At 62.5% G+C, this 19,030-nt stretch carries 31 protein-coding genes; 1 reads left to right on the top strand and 30 read right to left on the bottom strand.

Annotated elements, in window-relative coordinates:
* Together B8115_RS04155 and B8115_RS04150 are read right to left on the bottom strand one after the other, a co-directional pair.
* Positions 1 to 595: single-stranded DNA-binding protein (locus B8115_RS04155; RefSeq protein ID WP_010626494.1), on the bottom strand; the 595-nt coding region annotated here is incomplete at its 3' end.
* Positions 596 to 669: 74 nt separating this feature from the next.
* Positions 670 to 2,058 (bottom strand): MFS transporter, encoded by a 1,389-nt coding sequence (locus B8115_RS04150; protein WP_010626493.1) that lies wholly within the window; start codon positions 2,056 to 2,058, stop codon positions 670 to 672.
* A 165-nt stretch (positions 2,059 to 2,223) separates the two neighbouring features.
* Here B8115_RS04150 and uvrA point away from each other — a divergent pair, with 165 nt between their 5' ends.
* The gene (uvrA, locus tag B8115_RS04145) at positions 2,224 to 5,085 is read left to right on the top strand and encodes an excinuclease ABC subunit UvrA (protein ID WP_010626492.1); all 2,862 of its coding nucleotides are present in this window, start codon (positions 2,224 to 2,226) and stop codon (positions 5,083 to 5,085) included.
* A 96-nt stretch (positions 5,086 to 5,181) separates the two neighbouring features.
* Here the strand turns inward: uvrA and rplQ are convergent, their stop codons facing one another.
* The 28 genes from rplQ to rpsJ all read right to left on the bottom strand — a co-directional run bounded on the left by rplQ (position 5,182) and on the right by rpsJ (position 18,914).
* Positions 5,182 to 5,577 carry a 50S ribosomal protein L17 gene (gene rplQ, locus B8115_RS04140; RefSeq protein WP_010626491.1) on the bottom strand — a complete coding sequence of 132 codons (396 nt, stop codon included), beginning with the start codon at positions 5,575 to 5,577 and terminating at the stop codon, positions 5,182 to 5,184.
* 39 nt (positions 5,578 to 5,616) lie between these two features.
* Positions 5,617 to 6,615 (bottom strand): DNA-directed RNA polymerase subunit alpha, encoded by a 999-nt coding sequence (gene rpoA / locus B8115_RS04135; protein ID WP_010626490.1) that lies wholly within the window; start codon positions 6,613 to 6,615, stop codon positions 5,617 to 5,619.
* Between the two features lie 82 nt (positions 6,616 to 6,697).
* Positions 6,698 to 7,318 carry a 30S ribosomal protein S4 gene (gene rpsD / locus B8115_RS04130; protein WP_010626489.1) on the bottom strand — a complete coding sequence of 207 codons (621 nt, stop codon included), beginning with the start codon at positions 7,316 to 7,318 and terminating at the stop codon, positions 6,698 to 6,700.
* A 12-nt stretch (positions 7,319 to 7,330) separates the two neighbouring features.
* A complete protein-coding gene (rpsK, locus tag B8115_RS04125; RefSeq protein WP_010626488.1) occupies positions 7,331 to 7,717 on the bottom strand; it encodes a 30S ribosomal protein S11 in 387 nt (128 codons plus the stop codon).
* Positions 7,718 to 7,756: 39 nt separating this feature from the next.
* Positions 7,757 to 8,113: a 30S ribosomal protein S13 gene (gene rpsM / locus B8115_RS04120; protein WP_010626487.1), complete on the bottom strand. Its 357-nt coding sequence runs from the start codon at positions 8,111 to 8,113 to the stop codon at positions 7,757 to 7,759.
* Positions 8,114 to 8,235: 122 nt separating this feature from the next.
* Positions 8,236 to 8,349 carry a 50S ribosomal protein L36 gene (gene rpmJ / locus B8115_RS04115; RefSeq protein WP_009099023.1) on the bottom strand — a complete coding sequence of 38 codons (114 nt, stop codon included), beginning with the start codon at positions 8,347 to 8,349 and terminating at the stop codon, positions 8,236 to 8,238.
* A gap of 50 nt (positions 8,350 to 8,399) precedes the next feature.
* Positions 8,400 to 9,731: a preprotein translocase subunit SecY gene (gene secY, locus B8115_RS04110; RefSeq protein WP_026037871.1), complete on the bottom strand. Its 1,332-nt coding sequence runs from the start codon at positions 9,729 to 9,731 to the stop codon at positions 8,400 to 8,402.
* Complete coding sequence (gene rplO, locus B8115_RS04105) at positions 9,732 to 10,166, bottom strand: 50S ribosomal protein L15 (protein WP_010626485.1); 435 nt, start codon at positions 10,164 to 10,166, stop codon at positions 9,732 to 9,734. It lies immediately after the preceding gene.
* Positions 10,167 to 10,169: 3 nt separating this feature from the next.
* Positions 10,170 to 10,352: a 50S ribosomal protein L30 gene (gene rpmD / locus B8115_RS04100; protein WP_010626484.1), complete on the bottom strand. Its 183-nt coding sequence runs from the start codon at positions 10,350 to 10,352 to the stop codon at positions 10,170 to 10,172.
* Between the two features lie 5 nt (positions 10,353 to 10,357).
* Complete coding sequence (gene rpsE, locus B8115_RS04095) at positions 10,358 to 10,858, bottom strand: 30S ribosomal protein S5 (RefSeq protein ID WP_010626483.1); 501 nt, start codon at positions 10,856 to 10,858, stop codon at positions 10,358 to 10,360.
* An 11-nt stretch (positions 10,859 to 10,869) separates the two neighbouring features.
* Positions 10,870 to 11,220 carry a 50S ribosomal protein L18 gene (gene rplR / locus B8115_RS04090; RefSeq protein ID WP_010626482.1) on the bottom strand — a complete coding sequence of 117 codons (351 nt, stop codon included), beginning with the start codon at positions 11,218 to 11,220 and terminating at the stop codon, positions 10,870 to 10,872.
* 9 nt (positions 11,221 to 11,229) lie between these two features.
* Positions 11,230 to 11,760 (bottom strand): 50S ribosomal protein L6, encoded by a 531-nt coding sequence (rplF, locus tag B8115_RS04085; protein WP_010626481.1) that lies wholly within the window; start codon positions 11,758 to 11,760, stop codon positions 11,230 to 11,232.
* Between the two features lie 9 nt (positions 11,761 to 11,769).
* Positions 11,770 to 12,162 (bottom strand): 30S ribosomal protein S8, encoded by a 393-nt coding sequence (gene rpsH / locus B8115_RS04080; protein ID WP_010626480.1) that lies wholly within the window; start codon positions 12,160 to 12,162, stop codon positions 11,770 to 11,772.
* Between the two features lie 32 nt (positions 12,163 to 12,194).
* Positions 12,195 to 12,500: a 30S ribosomal protein S14 gene (gene rpsN, locus B8115_RS04075; RefSeq protein WP_010626479.1), complete on the bottom strand. Its 306-nt coding sequence runs from the start codon at positions 12,498 to 12,500 to the stop codon at positions 12,195 to 12,197.
* A 10-nt stretch (positions 12,501 to 12,510) separates the two neighbouring features.
* Positions 12,511 to 13,050, bottom strand: coding sequence for a 50S ribosomal protein L5 (rplE, locus tag B8115_RS04070; RefSeq protein ID WP_010626478.1), 540 nt, complete (start codon positions 13,048 to 13,050; stop codon positions 12,511 to 12,513).
* A gap of 18 nt (positions 13,051 to 13,068) precedes the next feature.
* Entirely contained in the window at positions 13,069 to 13,386 is a 318-nt protein-coding gene (gene rplX / locus B8115_RS04065; protein ID WP_010626477.1) for a 50S ribosomal protein L24, read from the bottom strand.
* Positions 13,387 to 13,400: 14 nt separating this feature from the next.
* Complete coding sequence (gene rplN, locus B8115_RS04060; RefSeq protein WP_010626476.1) at positions 13,401 to 13,772, bottom strand: 50S ribosomal protein L14; 372 nt, start codon at positions 13,770 to 13,772, stop codon at positions 13,401 to 13,403.
* A gap of 39 nt (positions 13,773 to 13,811) precedes the next feature.
* Positions 13,812 to 14,072 carry a 30S ribosomal protein S17 gene (rpsQ, locus tag B8115_RS04055; protein ID WP_010626475.1) on the bottom strand — a complete coding sequence of 87 codons (261 nt, stop codon included), beginning with the start codon at positions 14,070 to 14,072 and terminating at the stop codon, positions 13,812 to 13,814.
* Between the two features lies 1 nt (position 14,073).
* Positions 14,074 to 14,265, bottom strand: a complete 192-nt coding sequence (gene rpmC, locus B8115_RS04050) for a 50S ribosomal protein L29 (RefSeq protein WP_010626474.1) — start codon at positions 14,263 to 14,265, stop codon at positions 14,074 to 14,076.
* Positions 14,265 to 14,678, bottom strand: a complete 414-nt coding sequence (gene rplP, locus B8115_RS04045) for a 50S ribosomal protein L16 (protein WP_010626473.1) — start codon at positions 14,676 to 14,678, stop codon at positions 14,265 to 14,267. Before rplP ends, rpmC begins: the two co-directional genes overlap by 1 nt.
* 15 nt (positions 14,679 to 14,693) lie before the next feature.
* Positions 14,694 to 15,395: a 30S ribosomal protein S3 gene (gene rpsC / locus B8115_RS04040; RefSeq protein WP_010626472.1), complete on the bottom strand. Its 702-nt coding sequence runs from the start codon at positions 15,393 to 15,395 to the stop codon at positions 14,694 to 14,696.
* Between the two features lie 11 nt (positions 15,396 to 15,406).
* Positions 15,407 to 15,739 carry a 50S ribosomal protein L22 gene (gene rplV, locus B8115_RS04035; RefSeq protein WP_010626471.1) on the bottom strand — a complete coding sequence of 111 codons (333 nt, stop codon included), beginning with the start codon at positions 15,737 to 15,739 and terminating at the stop codon, positions 15,407 to 15,409.
* Between the two features lie 18 nt (positions 15,740 to 15,757).
* The gene (gene rpsS / locus B8115_RS04030) at positions 15,758 to 16,033 is read right to left on the bottom strand and encodes a 30S ribosomal protein S19 (RefSeq protein ID WP_009098993.1); all 276 of its coding nucleotides are present in this window, start codon (positions 16,031 to 16,033) and stop codon (positions 15,758 to 15,760) included.
* Between the two features lie 22 nt (positions 16,034 to 16,055).
* Positions 16,056 to 16,883: a 50S ribosomal protein L2 gene (gene rplB, locus B8115_RS04025; protein WP_010626470.1), complete on the bottom strand. Its 828-nt coding sequence runs from the start codon at positions 16,881 to 16,883 to the stop codon at positions 16,056 to 16,058.
* A 17-nt stretch (positions 16,884 to 16,900) separates the two neighbouring features.
* The gene (gene rplW / locus B8115_RS04020; RefSeq protein ID WP_010626469.1) at positions 16,901 to 17,197 is read right to left on the bottom strand and encodes a 50S ribosomal protein L23; all 297 of its coding nucleotides are present in this window, start codon (positions 17,195 to 17,197) and stop codon (positions 16,901 to 16,903) included.
* A complete protein-coding gene (gene rplD / locus B8115_RS04015) occupies positions 17,194 to 17,799 on the bottom strand; it encodes a 50S ribosomal protein L4 (protein ID WP_010626468.1) in 606 nt (201 codons plus the stop codon). Before rplD ends, rplW begins: the two co-directional genes overlap by 4 nt.
* Positions 17,800 to 17,813: 14 nt before the next feature.
* Positions 17,814 to 18,452, bottom strand: coding sequence for a 50S ribosomal protein L3 (rplC, locus tag B8115_RS04010; RefSeq protein ID WP_010626467.1), 639 nt, complete (start codon positions 18,450 to 18,452; stop codon positions 17,814 to 17,816).
* Between the two features lie 150 nt (positions 18,453 to 18,602).
* On the bottom strand, positions 18,603 to 18,914 hold the full coding sequence (gene rpsJ / locus B8115_RS04005; RefSeq protein WP_010626466.1) for a 30S ribosomal protein S10: 312 nt from the start codon (positions 18,912 to 18,914) through the stop codon (positions 18,603 to 18,605).
* Positions 18,915 to 19,030: the final 116 nt, after the last annotated feature.

Genomic DNA, 19,030 nt, shown 5'->3' with positions numbered 1-19,030 from the left:
ATATCGCGAGCTGCTGAGGCTGGCCGCCCTGCTGAGGCTGACCGCCCTGTGCCGGCGGGCGCTGCTGGGGCTGGCCGCCGCCATAGCCGCCCTGCTGCGGCGCATTGTTGCCGAAGCCGCCGCCCTGAGCCGGCGGGGCGCCATAGCCGCCCTGTTGCGGCATGGGCGCGCCCTGAGGCGCCCCGTAGCCGCCGCCCTGCTGCTGCATGCCACCACCTTGCTGCGGCATGCCGGCACCCTGACCGCCGAACTCGCCGCCACGGGTATCGAGCATCTGCATGTCGTTGCAGACGATCTCGGTGGTATAGCGGTCCTGACCGTCCTGCCCCTGCCACTTGCGCGTCTGCAGGCGCCCTTCGAGATAGACCCGAGAGCCCTTCTTCAGATACTGCTGGGCGATCTCGGCCAGGCGGTTGAACAGCACCACCGAATGCCACTCGGTACGCTCCTGGCGCTGGCCGCTCTGCTTGTCGGTCCAGGTGTCGGTAGTGGCGACACGCAGGTTGGCGACGGGACTGCCGGACGGCATGAATCGCACCTCGGGATCCTGCCCCAGGTTGCCGATGAGTATGACCTTGTTGACGCCACGGGCCATGCTGGACTCCCTTTATCAAATGTACATGTGCATTGTAATGAAACGGCCGACCGGAGCTGTGCCTGAGCGCCAGACTAGCCGCCCCGGTTACGACTCGAGCGGATCAGACGCGCCAGGGCATCCTCGTCGAGGCGCTGCCGATCCACCTTAAGATACGCCACTCGCTCCTCGGGAACGACCATCACGTCCTCAACGCCGGCCACGTCGGCAAAGCTCGTCATCAGCGTGTCGAGAGCATCCCCGTGCTGGTCGTCGTCGAGCGCCACCACCTCGCTGGACAGATGCGGTACGGTGGGCATGCCCAGCATCAGCAGCCACCAGATGCCGACCAGCGTGGCGCTGCCGGCGAACACCGCCGCCAGCCCCCACTGCTGAGCCAGAAAGCCCCCCAGCACGCCACCGAAGAAGGCGCCCAGGAACTGACTGGTGGAGTAGACGCCCATTGCCGTGCCCTTGGCCCCGGCCGGTGCCAGCTTGCTCAACATCGAAGGCAGCATTGCCTCCAGCAGGTTGAACGCCACGAAGAACAGCAGCAGCCAGGCGAACAGCGCCCAGCCACCACCGAAGACGGTCAGCCCGACCAGGCTTGCGCCGATCGCCGCGATCGCCGTCAGGCTCATGCCGCGCATGCGCTGACGCTTCTCGGCGATGACCACCAACGGCACCATGCCGACGAAAGCCAGCGCCATGATGCCGAGATAGGTCAGACCATGACGCTCGGCCTCGATGCCCGCCTCGACCAGGCGAAACGGCACGGCAACGAAAATCGCCATCAGCACCAAGTGCAGGGCGAAGATCGACAGGTCCAGCCGCCACAGGTCGGCGCGGGTGAGAATGGCGTTCAGCTGCCGGCGGTCGATGCCCACGTCGCGATGACGCAGCCGACGCGGCGCCGGCGGCACCAGCTTCCACAATACCACCAACCCCAGCGCGGCGAGCATGGCGGTGAACCAGAACACCGATGAGAGACCGAACGTCGCGGCCAGCCAGGGGCCCAGCACCATGGCCACGGCAAAGGCCACGCCGATGGATAGACCGATGGTGGCCATGGCCGCGGTGCGCACCTGCTCGCGGGTCTGATCGGCCAACAGTGCCATGATCGCCGCCGCCACCGCCCCGCTGCCCTGCAGGCAGCGCCCCAGGATCACCCCGCCGATGGAATCGGCATTGGCCGCCACCACGCTGCCGATCACGAACAGCAGCAGCCCGGCAGCGATCACCGGCTTGCGTCCCAGACGGTCGGAGAGCAGGCCGAAGGGGATCTGCAGCACCGCCTGGGTCAAGCCGTACACGCCCAGTGCCACCCCCACCAGCAGCGGCGTGGCGCCGACCAGCTCGTCGGCATACAACGCCAGTACCGGCAGCACCATGAACAGCCCCAGCATGCGCGTGGCATACAGGCCGGCCAGGCCGGTGATGGCGCGCCGTTCGGAGGCTAGCAGCAGTCCAGAGAGCTTGCGCATAGGGAGTCAGACGATTCCATGGGTAGGCGGGCCGAGGCCCTCGAGATGAGCCGACTATTCTAACGATTCCGGTCCCTACAGGAAACGTTCCGACCAGCGGCGCTTTGGCGCGCATTGCGTCGCAGGCGTATAATCGAGGTTTTGCCAGCGTGCCATGAGGTGGGAATGGACAGGATCGTGGTCAGGGGTGCACGCACCCACAACCTCAAGCAGATCGACGTCGAGCTGCCCCGCGACAGTCTGATCGTGGTGACCGGGCTCTCCGGTTCGGGCAAGTCGTCACTGGCCTTCGACACGCTCTACGCCGAGGGCCAAAGGCGCTACGTGGAATCGCTCTCCACCTATGCCCGCCAGTTCCTGTCGATGATGGAGAAACCCGACGTCGACCACATCGAGGGGCTGTCGCCGGCGATCTCCATCGAGCAGAAATCGACCTCTCACAACCCGCGCTCCACGGTCGGCACCATCACCGAGATCTACGACTACCTGCGCCTGCTGTTCGCCCGCGCCGGCACGCCGCGCTGCCCCGAACACGGCGAGGATCTCGAGGCCAGCACCATTTCGCAAATGGTCGATCAGGTGCTGGCCCTACCCGAGGGCAGCAAACTGATGCTGCTGGCGCCGGTGGTCAAGGGCCGCAAGGGCGAGCACCTGCAGCTGCTCGCCGAGCTGCGCGCCCAGGGCTTCGTGCGGGTGATGGTCGACGGTCAGGCGCTGGAGCTCGACGACATCGCACCGCTGGACAAGAACAAGAAGCACGATATCAGCGTGGTGGTGGATCGCATCAAGGTGCGCGAGGGGCTCCAGCAGCGCCTGGCGGAATCGTTCGAGACTGCGCTCAACCTGGCCGACGGCATCGCCGTGGTGCACTTCATGGATGGCGAGGCCGAGGACATCACCTTCTCGGCGCGCTTCGCCTGCCCGGTGTGCGGCTACGCCATTGCCGAACTCGAGCCGCGCATGTTCTCGTTCAACAACCCGGCCGGCGCCTGCCCCACCTGCGACGGCCTGGGCGTACAACAGGTATTCGACCCCGACAAGCTGATCAGCCACCCGGAGCTGTCCCTGGCCGAAGGCGTGATCAAGGGCTGGGACCGGCGCAGCGTCTACTACTTCAGCCAGCTGCAGGCAGTGGCAGATCACTACCGCTTCACCCTCGAGACACCGTGGCAGGACCTGGCCCGCCACGAGAAGGAGCTGATTCTCTACGGCAGCGGCGACGACGAGATCGCCTTCAGCTACGTCAACGACCGCGGCCGCCGCGTGACCCGCGAGCACCCCTTCGAGGGCGTGCTGCCCAACATGCAGCGGCGCTACCGCGAAACCGAGTCGAGCATGGTGCGCGAGGAGCTGGCGCGCTACATCGCCGACCGCCCCTGCCCCAGCTGTCACGGCTCGCGCCTGCGCAAGGAGTCGCGCCACGTCTTCGTCGACGAGCACACCCTCCCGCAGATCGTGCAGCTGCCCATCGGTGAGGCCTGGGACTACTTCCAGCGGCTGACCCTACCGGGGCGCAAGGGCGAGATCGCCCAGAAGGTGATCAACGAGATCCACGCCCGGCTGGAGTTCCTGGTCAACGTCGGCCTCGACTATCTCAACCTGGAGCGCAGCGCCGAGACCCTCTCCGGCGGCGAAGCCCAGCGCATTCGCCTGGCGAGCCAGATCGGCGCCGGCCTGGTGGGCGTGATGTACATCCTCGACGAGCCCTCCATCGGCCTGCACCAGCGCGACAACGACCGCCTGCTCAAGACGCTGATTCACCTGCGCGACCTGGGCAACACCGTGATCGTGGTCGAGCACGACGAGGACGCCATCCGTGCCGCCGACCACGTGCTCGACATCGGCCCCGGGGCCGGCGTACATGGCGGACGTATCGTCGCCCAGGGCACCCCGGAAGCGGTGATGGCCAGTGACCACTCGCTCACCGGCCAGTACCTGTCGGGCAAACGCCGCATCGAGGTGCCCAAGTGGCGCATCCCCGGCAACCCGGAGAAGCAGCTGCGGCTGACCGGCGCCCACGGCAACAACCTGCGCAACGTCAGCCTGACCCTGCCGCTGGGACTGTTCATCTGCGTCACCGGGGTCTCCGGTTCGGGCAAGTCGACGCTGATCAACTCCACGCTGATGCCGATTGCCGCCCGTGAGCTCAATCACGCCACCACCCTGACCCCGGCGCCCTACGAGCACATCGAAGGGCTCGATCAGCTCGACAAGGTGATCGACATCGATCAGAGCCCCATCGGGCGTACGCCGCGCTCCAACCCGGCCACCTACACCGGCATCTTCACGCCGATCCGCGAGCTCTTCGCCGGCACCCAGGAGGCGCGCTCGCGCGGCTACAAGCCCGGGCGCTTCTCGTTCAACGTCAAGGGCGGGCGCTGCGAGGCGTGCCAGGGCGAGGGCATGATCAAGGTCGAGATGCACTTCCTGCCCGACATCTACGTGCCCTGCGACGTGTGCAAGGGCAAGCGCTACAACCGCGAGACGCTGGAGATCGCCTACAAGGGCAAGAGCATCGACGAGGTGCTCGAGATGACCGTGGAGGAAGCGCTGGAATTCTTCAGCCCGGTGCCGGCCATCGCCCGCCGCCTGCAGACGCTGCTCGATGTGGGGCTCTCCTACATCCGCCTGGGCCAGAGCGCCACCACCCTCTCCGGCGGCGAGGCCCAGCGGGTCAAGCTGGCCCGCGAGCTGGCCAAGCGCGACACCGGCAAGACGCTCTACATCCTCGACGAGCCCACCACCGGGCTGCACTTCGAGGACATTCGGCAGCTGCTCGCCGTGCTTCACCGTCTGCGCGACCACGGCAACACCATCGTGGTGATCGAGCACAACCTCGACGTGATCAAGACCGCCGACTGGATCGTCGATCTCGGCCCCGAGGGCGGCTCCGGCGGCGGGCGCATCATCGCCGAGGGCACCCCGGAGCAGGTCGCCGAGATGGAAGTCTCGCACACCGGGCGCTTCCTCAAGCCGCTGCTGGAGCGAGCCAGGAGCCAGCAGGCCGAGCTGGCTGCGGCCAAATAGCGCCGCTGCCAGCCACAAAAAAACCCGGCTTCGTGAGAAGCCGGGTTTTTCGTTGCTACCGCTACAGCGCTGCCGGGCCGGGCCCGCTGCCGGGGATCACTCCTCGGCGGCGGCTTCCTCGACCTCCTCGACGACCGGACGGTCGACGAGTTCGACGAAGGCCATGGGGGCGTTGTCGCCGGTGCGGAAACCGCACTTGAGGATACGGACGTAACCGCCCGGACGCTCGGCGTAACGCGGACCCAGCTCGTTGAAGAGCTTGCCGACCGCTTCCTTGGAGCGGGTGCGGCTGAAGGCCAGACGACGGTTGGCGACGCTGTCCTGCTTGGCCAGGGTGATCAGCGGCTCGATGACGCGACGCAGCTCCTTGGCCTTGGGCAGGGTTGTCTTGATCACTTCGTGCTCGATCAGCGACACGCTCATGTTCTTGAACATGGCCTGACGATGCGAGCTGGTGCGATTTAGATGACGACCACTCTTACGATGACGCATGGTTGCAATTCCTTACCAAACTGAGACTCGAGTCGACGCTCACGCAGAGGCCTTGTCGTCCTTCAGGCTCGCCGGCGGCCAGTTCTCCAGCCGCATGCCGAGGGAAAGACCGCGAGCAGCCAACACGTCCTTGATTTCGTTCAAAGACTTCTTGCCGAGGTTCGGCGTCTTGAGCAGCTCGACTTCGGTGCGCTGAATCAAGTCGCCGATGTAGTAGATGTTCTCGGCCTTCAGGCAGTTGGCACTGCGGACGGTCAACTCGAGATCGTCTACGGGGCGCAGCAGGATCGGATCGACGTGATCCTCTTCCTCCTCGATCTCCTGCTCCTTGTCGGCTTCCAGGTCGACGAACGCTGCCAGCTGCTCCTGCAGGATGGTGGCGCTGCGACGGATGGCCTCTTCCGGATCCAGGGTGCCGTCGGTTTCCAGGTCGATGATCAGCTTGTCCAGATCGGTACGCTGCTCGACACGCGCGGCATCGACGGCGTACGAGACGCGACGCACGGGGCTGAAGGTGGCATCCAGCTGCAGGCGGCCGATGGCACGCGACTCGTCGTCGGCGCCGACACGGGCATCCGCCGGCTCATAGCCACGGCCACGAGCGATCTTGAGCTGCATCTTGAGCTCGGCACCCTCGTTGACGTGAGCGATGACGTGCTCCGGATTGACGATCTCGACGTCGTGATCGAGGACGATGTCGCCCGCGGTCACCACGGCCGGGCCCTGCTTGTTCAGCGAGAGCACTGCCTCGTCGCGACTGTGCATGCGGATGGCCACGTCCTTGAGGTTCAGGAGAATCTCGATGACATCTTCCTGAACACCCTCGATCGCGCTGTACTCATGCTCGACACCCGCGATCTCGACTTCCACCACGGCGCAGCCGGGCATGGACGAGAGCAGGATGCGACGCAGCGCATTGCCCAGGGTATGGCCAAAGCCACGCTCGAACGGCTCGAGCACGATCTTCGCGTGATGCGCGCTGATCTCTTCGACCTTGATATCGCGCGGACGGAGAAACTCTGTCACTGAACGCTGCATAACTACACCTTTGAGGCTGCCTAACGGTTACTCGGTACTCGCTGCCGGCCCCGAAGGGCCGGCGCGACGCGGTCAGCGACGCTTACTTCGAGTACAGCTCGACGATCAGGTTTTCGTTGATGTCGGCCGACAGATCGCCGCGCTCCGGGATAGCCTTGAAGGTGCCTTCCATCTTCTTCGCGTCGACCTCGATCCAGGCGACGTCGCCACGGTTGGCAGCGATGGAGAGAGCACTCTGGATGCGCGCCTGGTTCTTCGCCTTCTCGCGAACGGAAACCACGTCACCGGGCTTGACCTGATAGGAAGCCACGTTGACGGTGCGGCCGTTGACCGCGATCGCCTTGTGGCTCACCAGCTGGCGTGCCTCGGAACGAGTGGAGCCGAAGCCCATGCGGTAGACGACGTTGTCCAGTCGGGATTCGAGCAGCTGCAGCAGGACTTCGCCGGTGGCGCCGGAGCGACGGGCGGCCTCCTTGTAGTAGCTGCGGAACTGCTTTTCGAGTACGCCGTAGATACGACGCACTTTTTGCTTCTCGCGAAGCTGCAAGCCGTAGTCGGAAAGACGCTGACGGCGCTGGCCGTGCACACCCGGAATCTGCTCGGATTTGCACTTCTTCTCGAAGGGAGTCACACCACTCTTGAGGAAGAGGTCGGTGCCTTCACGACGAGACAGTTTGCACTTCGGTCCAATATAACGAGCCATGAATCTGTCTCCTTAAACGCGGCGTTTCTTCGGCGGACGGCAGCCATTGTGGGGAATGGGCGTCGCGTCAGTGATGCTCTGCACGCGGAAGCCGGCGGCGCTCAGAGCGCGCACGGCGGATTCACGGCCAGGACCGGGGCCCTTGACCAGCACGTCGACGTTTTTCACACCATACTCGGCTGCAGCGGTCGCTGCACGTTCGCTTGCCACTTGAGCAGCGAACGGGGTGCTCTTGCGAGAACCACGAAAACCCGAACCACCGGCAGTTGCCCAAGAGAGAGCATTGCCCTGGCGGTCTGTGATCGTCACGATCGTGTTGTTAAAAGAGGCGTGGATGTGCGCAACGGCGTCCACTACCTGCTTTTTAACCTTTTTACGGTTGCTACGCGGGTTAGCCATGTTGATGTCTATTCCTGTCTTTACGCCAGAACGTGCGTGTTACTTGCGGATCGGCTTACGCGGGCCCTTACGGGTGCGCGCGTTAGTCTTGGTCCGCTGACCACGCAGCGGAAGACTACGACGATGACGCAGACCACGATAGCAACCCAGGTCCATGAGACGCTTGATGTTCAGCGTCACATCACGACGAAGGTCACCTTCCACGGTGTACTTGCCGACCTCTGCACGCAGGGCATCTACTTCTTCAGAAGAGAGCTCCTGGATCTTGGTGGTCGGCGCGATGCCGGTAGCGGCACAGATTTCCTGTGCACGCGTGCGGCCAATCCCGAAGATATAGGTCAGCGAGATCGCCGCATGCTTGTTGTCCGGGATATTGACGCCTGCAATACGGGCCATCAGCTTTCTCCGAAATTTGAGCGGCTTGCTCGATTAGTTACTACAAAAGGCGCAACAGCATACCCCTTTACCCATCTCAGGGCAAGGGGTATGCCGGCACCACTTATTCACAAACGCCAGAATCAACCCTGGCGCTGCTTGTGCCGCGGCTCGATGCAGATGACGCGAACCGCGCCATTGCGCCGAATGATCTTGCAGTTACGGCACATCTTCTTGACGGAAGCTCGAACTTTCATCGTTCCTTCTCCAAAATCGGCGCGGCGCGCCTTGTCACCGGCAGCGCCACTCAGCGCATGATGCCGCCGCTGCCATAGCCTTTCAGGTTGGACTTCTTCATCACCGACTCGTACTGGTGCGACATGAGATGCGACTGCACCTGGGCCATGAAGTCCATGATGACCACCACGATGATCAGCAGCGCGGTACCGCCGAAGAAGAACGGCACGTTCCACGCCACGATCAGGAACTGGGGCATCAAGGAAACCGCAGTGATGTACAGGGCGCCGCACAGGGTCAGACGGGTCATGACCTTGTCGACATAGCGAGCGGTCTGCTCACCAGGACGAATACCCGGGAGGAAGGCCCCTGACTTCTTGAGGTTGTCAGCGACATCCTTGGGATTGAAGACCAGTGCTGTGTAAAAGAAGCAGAAGAATATCACCGCCGCGCCGAAAAGCAAGATGTAGAGCGGCTGTCCCGGGCCCAGGGCCTGGGAGGCACGCTGCAACCACTCCATGCCGTCGCCCGCTCCGACCCACTGGCCGATGGAGGCAGGGAACAGCAGGATGCTGGAAGCGAAGATCGGCGGAATCACACCCGCCATGTTCACCTTCAGCGGCAGATAACTGCTCTGCCCGGCATACATCTTGTTGCCGACCTGACGCCGCGGATAGTTCACCGTGATACGGCGCTGGCCGCGTTCGATGAAGACCACGAAGGCCACGGTCGCCACGCCCAGCACGGAGAGAGCCAGCAGCGGCAGCACGTTCCACGCACCTTCGTTGCGGGCCAGCTCGAACGCCTGTCCCACCGCACCCGGCAGGCCTGCGACGATACCGGCGAAGATCAGCAGCGAGATACCGTTGCCGATACCCTTTTCGGTGATCTGCTCGCCCAGCCACATCAGGAACACTGCACCCGACACGAAGGTGACGATGGCAGTGAAATAGAAGCTGAAGTCAGCGCTATAGGCGATGCCCTGGCTGGCCAGACCCACCGACATGCCGGTGGCCTGGACGAAGGCCAGCAGCACGGTACCGTAGCGGGTGTACTGGCTGATCTTGCGGCGACCGGCCTCGCCCTCCTTCTTCAACTGCTCAAGGTGGGGCGAGACTGCGGTCAGCAGCTGCATGATGATCGACGCGGAGATGTAGGGCATGATGCCCAGCGCCATGATACTCATGCGCTCCAGGGCGCCACCCGAGAACATGTTGAACATGCCCAGGATGGTGCCCTGCTGCTCCCTGAACAAGGCAGCAAGCTGGTCAGGATTGATACCGGGAACGGGAATATGGGCACCGATACGGTACACCACGATGGCGAGGAGCACGAAGCGCAGACGCGCCCACAGTTCACTCAGACCGCTGCCCATCGCCGGCATGTTTCCTGACTTGGCCATTTAGTCCTCTACCTTGCCGCCGGCAGCTTCGATCGCGGCACGGGCACCCTTGGTGACCTTGACGCCGCGAACGGTGACCGCCTTGTTGACGTCGCCGGAAAGAATGATCTTCGCGTGCAGAGTAGCGTCCTTGAGCACGTTGGCCTGCTTCAGGGTCTCCAGAGTGACTTCGTCACCCTCGACCTTGGCCAGCTCGCTCAGGCGCACCTCTTCGGAGACCAGCGACTTCATGGAAGTGAAGCCGAACTTGGGCAGGCGCCGCTGCAGCGGCATCTGACCACCCTCGAAACCGGGCTTCACGGTGCCGCCGCTACGCGACTTCTGACCCTTGTGGCCACGGCCACCGGTCTTACCCAGACCGGAACCGATGCCACGGCCGACGCGCTTCTCGGCGTGCTTGGAACCCGGTGCCGGGCTCAGCGTGTTGAGTTTCATGGATTACTCTCCCTCTACCCGCACAAGGTAGTTGACCTTGTGGATCATGCCGCGCACGGCAGGGGTGTCTTCCAGCTCGACCGTATGACCGATGCGGCGCAGGCCCAGGCCCTTCATAGTAGCCTTGTGCTTGGGCAGAGTGCCGATGGTGCTACGGATCTGGGTTACCTTGAGTGTGGCTGCCATGGTAGTTACCCCGTGATCGCTTCGACAGACAGACCGCGCTTGGCGGCGATGTCTTCCGGCGACTGCATGGAGGCGAGACCCTTGACGGTCGCGCGCACCACGTTGACCGGATTGGTGGAGCCGTAGCACTTGGCCAGGACGTCATGGACGCCGGCCAGCTCGAGCACGGAGCGCATGGCGCCGCCGGCGATGATCCCGGTACCTTCGGAGGCCGGCTGCATGTACACCTTAGAGGCACCGTGACGGGCCTTGACCGGGTACTGCAGGGTGTGACCCTTGAGGCTCACCTTGACCATGTTGCGGCGCGCCTGGTCCATGGCCTTCTGAATCGCGACCGGCACTTCACGCGCCTTGCCACGACCGAAGCCGACACGACCATTGCCGTCGCCAACGACGGTCAGCGCGGTGAAGCCGAAAATACGACCACCTTTGACCACCTTGGCGACACGGTTGACCTGCACGAGCTTTTCCTGCAGGTCGCCGGTGTTCTGTTCGTTCTTCGCCATCGTAAAACCCTTTAGAATTCCAGGCCGCCTTCACGTGCGGCGTCGGCCAGGGCCTTGACGCGGCCGTGGTACTTGTAACCGGCACGATCAAAGGCCACCTGGGTGATGCCAGCCTGCTTGGCACGTTCGGCAATCAGCGCACCCACCTTGGCGGCGGCGTCAGCGTTACCGGTCGCACCCGCACGCAGGTCCTTGTCCAGCGTGGAAGCGCTGGCCAGCACCTTGCCACCATCCGGCGAGATGATCTGCGCATAGATGTGACGCGGGGTACGGTTGACGCACAGGCGAAACACGCCCAGCTCGCGCATCTTGGCACGAGCGCGGCGGGCACGACGGAGACGAGATTCTTTCTTCGCGTTCATAACCCTGCCTTACTTCTTCTTGGCTTCTTTGCGACGCACCTGCTCGTCGGCGTAGCGCACACCCTTGCCCTTGTAGGGCTCGGGCGGACGGAAGGCGCGGATCTCCGCAGCCACCTGACCGAGCATCTGCTTGTCCGCGCTCTTCAGCACGATGACGGTGTTCTTCGGCGTTTCCGCCGTAACACCCTTGGGCAGGGAGTACTCGACCGGGTGAGAGAAGCCCAGTGACAGATTCAGCGTCTGGCCACTTGCCTGGGCACGATAGCCGACGCCAACGATTTCGAGGGTCTTGGTAAAGCCCTCAGAGACGCCGGTGACCAGGTTCTGGACCAGAGCTCGTGTGGTACCGACCATGGCCCAGGACTTGGCGCTCTCGCTCGGCTTGAAGGTCAGCTGACCCTCTTCCTGAGCGATGACCACGTCCGGGTGAACGGTCAGCGACAGCGTGCCCTGACCGCCCTTGGCGGTCAGCTGGTCGCCGTCGAGTTTGACGTCGACGCCGGCGGGCACTTTAACCGGATATTTGGCTACGCGGGACATTCCAGACTCCTAGAATACGGTGCAGATGACTTCGCCACCGACGCCCGCCTGACGAGCGGCACGGTCGGTCATCACGCCCTTGGAGGTGGTGACGATCGCCACACCCATGCCATCCGCCACCTTGGGCAGTTCACTCTTGCCCTTGTACTGGCGCAGGGACGGCTTGGACACCCGCTGCAGGTGCTCGATGACCGGCTTGCCCTCGAAGTACTTGAGGGTCACGGTCAGCTCGGGCTTGGTACCTTCAGCGACCGCGAAGTCGTTGATGTAACCCTCTTCCTTCAATACGCGGGCCACCTCGACCTTGAGCTTGGAGGACGGCATGGTAACCGTCTCCTTGGTGGCCATCTGCGCATTGCGGATACGGGTGAACATATCCGCCAGAGTATCTTGCATGCTCATTTACGTTGCGCTCCTGATGTTTCCGTGGCGGCTTACCAGCTGGACTTCTTCAGTCCAGGGACCTCGCCACGCATGGCGGCTTCACGCAGCTTGTTACGGCCGAGGCCGAACTTGTTGTAGTAGCCGTGCGGGCGACCAGTGATGCGGCAGCGGTTACGCTGACGCACCGGGCTGGAGTCGCGCGGCAACTGCTGCAGTTTCAGCGTCGCCTCGAAGCGCTCTTCGTCGGAAGAATTCACGCTCTGGATGATCGCCTTGAGCTCGGCACGGCGGGCCGCATACTTCTCGACCAGCTTGGTGCGCTTGAGCTCGCGTTCAATCATGCTCTTCTTTGCCATGATCCCACCCTTATTTCTTGAACGGGAAGTTCAGCGCGCTCAGCAGCGCACGACCTTCCTCGTCGGTGTTGGCAGTAGTGGTGATGGTGACATCCAGACCACGAATCCGGTCGATCTTATCATATTCGATCTCCGGGAAGATGATCTGCTCACGCACACCCATGGAGTAGTTGCCGCGACCGTCGAAGGACTTCGGGTTGAGACCACGGAAGTCACGTACGCGGGGGATCGCGATGTTGACCAGACGATCGAGGAATTCCCACATGCGCTCGGAGCGCAGGGTCACCTTGATGCCGATCGGCCAACCTTCGCGCACCTTGAAGCCCGCGATGGACTTGCGTGCCTTGGTCACCAGCGGCTTCTGACCGGAGAGCTTCTCCAGGTCGCCGATGGCATTCTCGATCAGCTTCTTGTCGCTGGTCGCGTCACCGATGCCCATGTTGAGGGTCACCTTGGTGATCCGCGGCACCTGCATCACGTTGGCGTAGCTGAACTGCTCTTTGAGCTGAGCCACCACCTCGTTCTGATAACGTTCTTTCAAGTTCGCCATTTTGCTACCCGACTCGCGTTAGGCGTCGATCTGCGTCTGCGTCGACTTGTAGATACGTACCTTGGTACCGTCTTCCTTAACCTGGAAGCCGACGCGATCCGCCTTACCGGTCTCCGAGTTGAAGATCGCCACGTTGGACGCGTGAATCGGAGCCTCGCGCTCGACGATACCGCCCTGATTGCCCGCCATAGGGTTGGGCTTGGTGTGACGCTTGATCATGTTCACACCGGACACGACGAAGCGTTCGTCCTTGAGGACGCGCTTGATCGTGCCACGCTTGCCCTTGTCCTTGCCGGCGATGACGATCACTTCATCGTCACGTTTGATCTTTTGCATGTCCGCTTCGCTCCTTACAGCACTTCAGGCGCCAGGGAAATGATCTTCATGAACTTCTCGGTACGAAGCTCACGAGTCACCGGCCCGAAGATACGGGTGCCGATCGGCTGTTCGTTGGTGTTGTTCAACAGAACTGCCGCATTTCCATCGAAGCGGATCAGCGAGCCGTCGGAACGACGAACGCCGCTGCGGGTACGAACCACCACCGCCTTGAGGACCTGGCCTTTCTTGACCTTGCCACGCGGAATGGCTTCCTTCACCGTGACCTTGATGATGTCACCGACCCGCGCGTAGCGGCGGTGCGAACCGCCCAGCACCTTGATGCACTGCACCCGGCGCGCTCCGCTGTTGTCGGCGACATCCAGCATTGTCTGAGTCTGAATCATCGGTTTTCTCCAAACCTAATCTGACTGCTCTCGCCGAGCTCAGCCCCTGGCCTGCTCGATCACCTCGACCAGCGTCCAGGCCTTCTTCTTGGACAGCGGACGGCATTCCTGGATGGAAACCGTGTCGCCGGCCTTGGCCTGGTTCGCCTCGTCATGGGCGTGCAGCTTGGTGGAGCGCTTGACGTACTTGCCATAGATCGGATGACGCTCACGGCGCTCGATCATGACGACGATGGACTTGTCCATCTTGTCGCTCACCACCTTGCCGGTGAGCGTACGGGCTTTCTTTTCTTCGGCCATCTCAGTCACCTGCCTTCTCGTTGAGCACAGTCTTCACCCGGGCGATGTCCCGACGAACCTGCTTGAGCAGATGAGTCTGGCTGAGCTGGCCGGTGGCCTTCTGCATGCGCAGGTTGAACTGCTCGCGGAGGAGTTCGAAGAGCTGCTCCTGGAGCTGCTCGACTGACTTTTCACGAATTTCCTGGGCTTTCATCACATCACCGTCCGTTTCACAAAGGTGGTGGACACGGGCATCTTCTGAGCGGCCAGGGTGAAGGCCTCGCGGGCCAGCTCCTCGGACACGCCTTCGATTTCATACAGGACCCGACCCGGCTGGATCTGTGCGACCCAGTACTCGACGGAGCCCTTACCCTTACCCATACGGACTTCGAGTGGCTTCTTGGAAATCGGCTTGTCAGGGAAGACGCGGATCCAGATCTTACCGCCACGCTTGACGTGACGGGTGATCGCACGACGGCCGGCTTCGATCTGGCGCGCCGTGATGCGGCCGCGACCGGTTGCCTTGAGGCCGTATTCCCCGAAGCTGATCTTGCTTCCGCGATGCGCCAGGCCACGGTTGCGGCCTTTCATCATCTTGCGGAATTTCATGCGCTTGGGCTGTAACATCGATTCGCTCTCCCCTTACCTGGAACCTTTCTTCTTGGAGGGCGCGGCCTGCGGCTGTTGCTTGGCCTTGGCGCGGACCTCTTCGATGCCCCCGAGGATTTCACCCTTGAAGACCCAAACCTTGACACCGATGATGCCGTAGGTGGTTTTTGCCTCAAAGGTGGCGTAATCGATGTCCGCACGCAGGGTGTGAAGCGGCACGCGACCTTCACGGTACCACTCGGTACGCGCGATTTCGGCGCCACCCAGGCGACCAGACAGCATCACCTTGATACCACCCGCACCGAGGCGCATGGCGTTCTGCACGGAACGCTTCATGGCACGACGGAACATGACGCGACGCTCGAGCTGGCCGGCGATGTTCTGCGCGACGAGCTTGGCGTCCAGCTCCGGCTTGCGGACCTCTTCGATGTTGACGTGCACGGGCACGCCCATCATCGCGGTGACGTCGCGACGCAGCTTGTCGACGTCCTCGCCCTTCTTGCCGATCACGATGCCCGGACGGGCAGTGTGAATGGTGATACGGGCGTTGTTGGCCGGACGCTCGATAGTGATCTTGCTCACGGAAGCGTTCTTCAGACGCTCCTCGAGGAAGCGACGCACTTCGAGGTCGTTGTTCAGCTTGTCGGCATAAGCACCGCGCTCGGCATACCACACCGAGGTGTGATCCTTGACGATACCCAGCCGAATACCTGTCGGATTGACTTTCTGACCCATCTGGTCGACTCCTACTTCTCGGCTACCTTGACGGTGATGTGGCACGTGCGCTTCAGGATGCGATCCGCGCGACCCTTGGCCCGCGGCTTGATGCGCTTGAGCGTCATGCCCTCATCGACGCAGATGGTCGAGACACGCAGCTCGTCGATATCCATGCCGTTGTTTTCTTCCGCATTCGCGATGGCGGACTGCAGCACTTTCTTGACCAGCTTGGCAGCCTTCTTCGGTGAGAAGGTCAGCAGGTCGAGCGCCTCGGCGACAGGCTTACCGCGCACCTGGTCAGCCACCAAACGGGCCTTCTGGGCGGATAAACGAGCGCCACGCAGCTTAGCTGTGACTTCCATCTCTCAATCCTCTCTGGCTTACCGTTTGGCTTTCTTGTCCGCCGCATGACCGCGATAGGTGCGGGTGGCAGCGAATTCGCCCAGCTTGTGGCCAACCATTTCCTCGGAGACGTGCACCGGGACGTGTTGGCGACCGTTATGGACAGCAATGGTGAGCCCAACCATGTTCGGCAGGATCATGGAACGACGCGACCAGGTCTTGATCGGTTTGCGGTCGTTCTTCTCCACTGCAGCCTCAACCTTCTTCAGCAGATGAAGGTCGATAAAAGGACCTTTCTTCAGTGAACGTGGCACAGCCGTTACCTCTTAGTGTCTGTTACTTGGCCTTGCGGCGGCGAACGATCAGCGCATCAGTGCGCTTGTTCTTGCGGGTCTTGTGGCCCTTGGTGGGCACACCCCACGGCGTAACCGGATGGCGACCACCGCTGGTGCGGCCTTCACCGCCACCGTGCGGGTGATCTACCGGGTTCATCGCGACACCGCGAACGGTCGGACGCACGCCTCTCCAGCGCTTTGCACCGGCCTTGCCAAGTTGACGCAGGCTGTGCTCAGAGTTGCTCACTTCACCCAGGGTCGCACGGCAGTCGGCCAGCACCTTGCGCATCTCGCCGGAGCGCAGACGCAAGGTGGCATAGCTGCCTTCACGGGCGACCAGCTGGGCGCTGGTACCGGCACTGCGAGCGATCTGGGCGCCCTTGCCGGGCTTGAGCTCGATGCAGTGAACGGTGGAACCCAGCGGGATGTTACGCAGCGGAAGGGTGTTGCCCTTCTTGATCGCCGCGTTCACGCCGGACTCGAGCTTGTCGCCAGCACTCACGCCCTTGGGCGCGATGATGTAACGACGCTCGCCGTCCAGGTACTTCAGCAGCGCGATGTGCGCGCTACGATTGGGATCGTACTCGAGGCGCTCGACGATGGCAGGAATGCCATCCTTGGTGCGCTTGAAGTCGACGATCCGGTAATGCTGACGGTGACCACCGCCCACGTGGCGGGTAGTGATGCGACCGTTGTTGTTACGTCCACCGCTGCGCGACTGCTTTTCCAGCAGCGGCGCATAGGGCTTGCCCTTGTGCAGGCCTTCGCTGACGACCTTGACGACGTGGCGACGACCGGCGGATGTGGGTTTTGTCTTGACGATTGCCATGATCCGTACTCCTGCCCTTATTCGGCGCCAGTGAAGTCTTCGAGCGTTTCACCAGCTGCCAGGGTCACGTACGCCTTGCGGTAACCCTGACGGCGGCCCAGACCGTGCGCGCTGCGCTTGGTCTTGCCCTTCATGTTCAGCACCTGGACGCGGTCGACCTTCTTGCCAAACAGCACCTGAACGGCCTGCTTGATTTCGGGCTTGGTCGCGTCGCTGGCCACCTTGAACACATACTGGTTGCGCTCGGCGGCGAAAGCGGCCTTCTCGGTCACGTGCGGACCAAGCAGAACCTTGAATACGCGCTCCTGGTTCATGCCAGCTTCTCCTCGAATTTACGCAGAGCAGAGACGGTGACCAGCACCTTGTCGAAGGCGATCAGGCTCACCGGATCGGCAGCAGCCACGTCCACCACATCCACGTTGGGGATGTTGCGGGCGGCCAGATAGAGCTTCTCGTCGACTTCCTCGGTAACGATCAGCGCCTTCTCCAGACCCATCTCGTTGAGCTTGGCCACCAGCTGCTTGGTCTTCGGCGCATCGACGGTGAACTCGTCGATGGCGATCAGACGCTCCTGGCGCACCAGCTCGGACAGGATGGAACGCATCGCGGCGCGATACATTTTGCGGTTGACCTTCTGCGAGTGGTCCTGCGGACGGGCCGCAAAGGTCACACCACCGCTGCGCCACAGCGGCGAACGGATGGTACCGGCGCGAGCGCGACCGGTGCCCTTCTGACGCCACGGCTTCTTGCCACCGCCGCGCACGTCGGAACGGGTCTTCTGAGCACGGGTGCCCTGGCGACCACCGGCCAGATAGGCGGTGACGACCTGGTGGACCAGCGCTTCATTGAATTCTTTGCCAAAGGTGGCGTCGGCGACTTCGACAGTACCCGCGCCTGCAGCAAGATTCAGATTCATCGGATCTCTCCCCTTCAGCCAGCTTTGACGGCGCTGCGAACGATGACGTCGCTACCGGTAGCACCGGGCACGGCACCCTTGATCAGCAGCAGATTGCGCTCGGCATCTACCCGCACGACTTCGAGGCTCTGGACGGTGCAGCGGACATTGCCCATCTGACCGGCCATCTTCTTGCCCTTGAAGACGCGACCCGGGGTCTGACACATACCGATGGAACCCGGCGCACGATGCGACAGGGAGTTACCGTGGGTGGCATCCTGGGTACGGAAATTCCAGCGCTTGACGGCGCCCTGGAAGCCCTTGCCCTTGGAGGTGCCGGTCACGTCGACCTTCTGACCAGCTTCGAAGAGGGATACGGTGAGTTCGCCGCCCACTTCCGGAGCCTCATCACCTTCATTGAGGCGGAACTCCATCAGCGAACGACCGGCCTCGATACCTGCCTTGGCGTACTGACCTGCCTGCGCCTTGGTAAGATGCTTGGCCTTGCGGGAGCCGGTTGTGACCTGAATCGCCGCATAACCGTCGGACTCGACGGTCCGCACGCTGGCGACGCGATTCGGCTCAACCTCGATAACGGTTACGGGCACGGAAGCGCCATCTTCGGTAAAGACACGGGTCATACCGGCCTTTCTACCGAGCAAACCGATAGTCATTCTCAGTCTCCTTTAGTGTACGGGGCTATCACCCGCTATGGCTGCCCTTTCCAGAGCATTCCACTAGCACGTTGTATGACGCCATCACGGCGTGGCGGCTGCTGCTCTCACTCGTTTGAAAGAGCGCTGGGCCGCGGGTGTCTAGTGTGGTTAGTCGAGCTTGATCTGAACGTCCACGCCGGCGGCGAGGTCGAGCTTCATCAGGGCATCGACGGTCTTTTCAGTCGGCTCGACGATATCGAGCACGCGCTTGTGAGTGCGAATCTCGTACTGGTCACGCGCGTCCTTGTTGACGTGCGGTGAGATCAGCACAGTGTAGCGCTCACGATTGGTCGGCAGCGGGATCGGACCGCGCACCTGAGCACCAGTACGCTTGGCGGTATCAACGATCTCCGCGGCGGACTGGTCGATCAGGCGATGGTCGAATGCCTTCAACCGAATGCGAATCTTCTGGTTCTGCATTTGCCCTAAACTCCAATGGATGTCGACGGCGCGAGCCGCCTACCCACGCATTCAAAGGATGCGCATTATATGCACGCCGGATGCGAGAGTCAAACACTCTGCATCAGGTGCGCAGA

Source organism: Halomonas sp. KM-1 (genome assembly GCF_000246875.1).
Taxonomy (GTDB): Bacteria; Pseudomonadota; Gammaproteobacteria; order Pseudomonadales; family Halomonadaceae; genus Halomonas; species Halomonas aerodenitrificans.
The sequence above is the reverse complement of the archived record's forward strand: the minus strand, read 5'-3'. Positions and strand labels throughout refer to the sequence as shown.

Coding starts and splice junctions, on each gene's coding strand:
- B8115_RS04150 (WP_010626493.1), bottom strand. CDS start 2,058: ATGCGCAAGCTCTCTGGACTGCTGCTAGCCTCCGAACGGCGCGCCATC.
- uvrA (WP_010626492.1), top strand. CDS start 2,224: ATGGACAGGATCGTGGTCAGGGGTGCACGCACCCACAACCTCAAGCAG.
- rplQ (WP_010626491.1), bottom strand. CDS start 5,577: ATGCGTCATCGTAAGAGTGGTCGTCATCTAAATCGCACCAGCTCGCAT.
- rpoA (WP_010626490.1), bottom strand. CDS start 6,615: ATGCAGCGTTCAGTGACAGAGTTTCTCCGTCCGCGCGATATCAAGGTC.
- rpsD (WP_010626489.1), bottom strand. CDS start 7,318: ATGGCTCGTTATATTGGACCGAAGTGCAAACTGTCTCGTCGTGAAGGC.
- rpsK (WP_010626488.1), bottom strand. CDS start 7,717: ATGGCTAACCCGCGTAGCAACCGTAAAAAGGTTAAAAAGCAGGTAGTG.
- rpsM (WP_010626487.1), bottom strand. CDS start 8,113: ATGGCCCGTATTGCAGGCGTCAATATCCCGGACAACAAGCATGCGGCG.
- rpmJ (WP_009099023.1), bottom strand. CDS start 8,349: ATGAAAGTTCGAGCTTCCGTCAAGAAGATGTGCCGTAACTGCAAGATC.
- secY (WP_026037871.1), bottom strand. CDS start 9,731: ATGGCCAAGTCAGGAAACATGCCGGCGATGGGCAGCGGTCTGAGTGAA.
- rplO (WP_010626485.1), bottom strand. CDS start 10,166: ATGAAACTCAACACGCTGAGCCCGGCACCGGGTTCCAAGCACGCCGAG.
- rpmD (WP_010626484.1), bottom strand. CDS start 10,352: ATGGCAGCCACACTCAAGGTAACCCAGATCCGTAGCACCATCGGCACT.
- rpsE (WP_010626483.1), bottom strand. CDS start 10,858: ATGGCGAAGAACGAACAGAACACCGGCGACCTGCAGGAAAAGCTCGTG.
- rplR (WP_010626482.1), bottom strand. CDS start 11,220: ATGAACGCGAAGAAAGAATCTCGTCTCCGTCGTGCCCGCCGCGCTCGT.
- rplF (WP_010626481.1), bottom strand. CDS start 11,760: ATGTCCCGCGTAGCCAAATATCCGGTTAAAGTGCCCGCCGGCGTCGAC.
- rpsH (WP_010626480.1), bottom strand. CDS start 12,162: ATGAGCATGCAAGATACTCTGGCGGATATGTTCACCCGTATCCGCAAT.
- rpsN (WP_010626479.1), bottom strand. CDS start 12,500: ATGGCAAAGAAGAGCATGATTGAACGCGAGCTCAAGCGCACCAAGCTG.
- rplE (WP_010626478.1), bottom strand. CDS start 13,050: ATGGCGAACTTGAAAGAACGTTATCAGAACGAGGTGGTGGCTCAGCTC.
- rplX (WP_010626477.1), bottom strand. CDS start 13,386: ATGCAAAAGATCAAACGTGACGATGAAGTGATCGTCATCGCCGGCAAG.
- rplN (WP_010626476.1), bottom strand. CDS start 13,772: ATGATTCAGACTCAGACAATGCTGGATGTCGCCGACAACAGCGGAGCG.
- rpsQ (WP_010626475.1), bottom strand. CDS start 14,072: ATGGCCGAAGAAAAGAAAGCCCGTACGCTCACCGGCAAGGTGGTGAGC.
- rpmC (WP_010626474.1), bottom strand. CDS start 14,265: ATGAAAGCCCAGGAAATTCGTGAAAAGTCAGTCGAGCAGCTCCAGGAG.
- rplP (WP_010626473.1), bottom strand. CDS start 14,678: ATGTTACAGCCCAAGCGCATGAAATTCCGCAAGATGATGAAAGGCCGC.
- rpsC (WP_010626472.1), bottom strand. CDS start 15,395: ATGGGTCAGAAAGTCAATCCGACAGGTATTCGGCTGGGTATCGTCAAG.
- rplV (WP_010626471.1), bottom strand. CDS start 15,739: ATGGAAGTCACAGCTAAGCTGCGTGGCGCTCGTTTATCCGCCCAGAAG.
- rplB (WP_010626470.1), bottom strand. CDS start 16,883: ATGGCAATCGTCAAGACAAAACCCACATCCGCCGGTCGTCGCCACGTC.
- rplW (WP_010626469.1), bottom strand. CDS start 17,197: ATGAACCAGGAGCGCGTATTCAAGGTTCTGCTTGGTCCGCACGTGACC.
- rplD (WP_010626468.1), bottom strand. CDS start 17,799: ATGAATCTGAATCTTGCTGCAGGCGCGGGTACTGTCGAAGTCGCCGAC.
- rplC (WP_010626467.1), bottom strand. CDS start 18,452: ATGACTATCGGTTTGCTCGGTAGAAAGGCCGGTATGACCCGTGTCTTT.
- rpsJ (WP_010626466.1), bottom strand. CDS start 18,914: ATGCAGAACCAGAAGATTCGCATTCGGTTGAAGGCATTCGACCATCGC.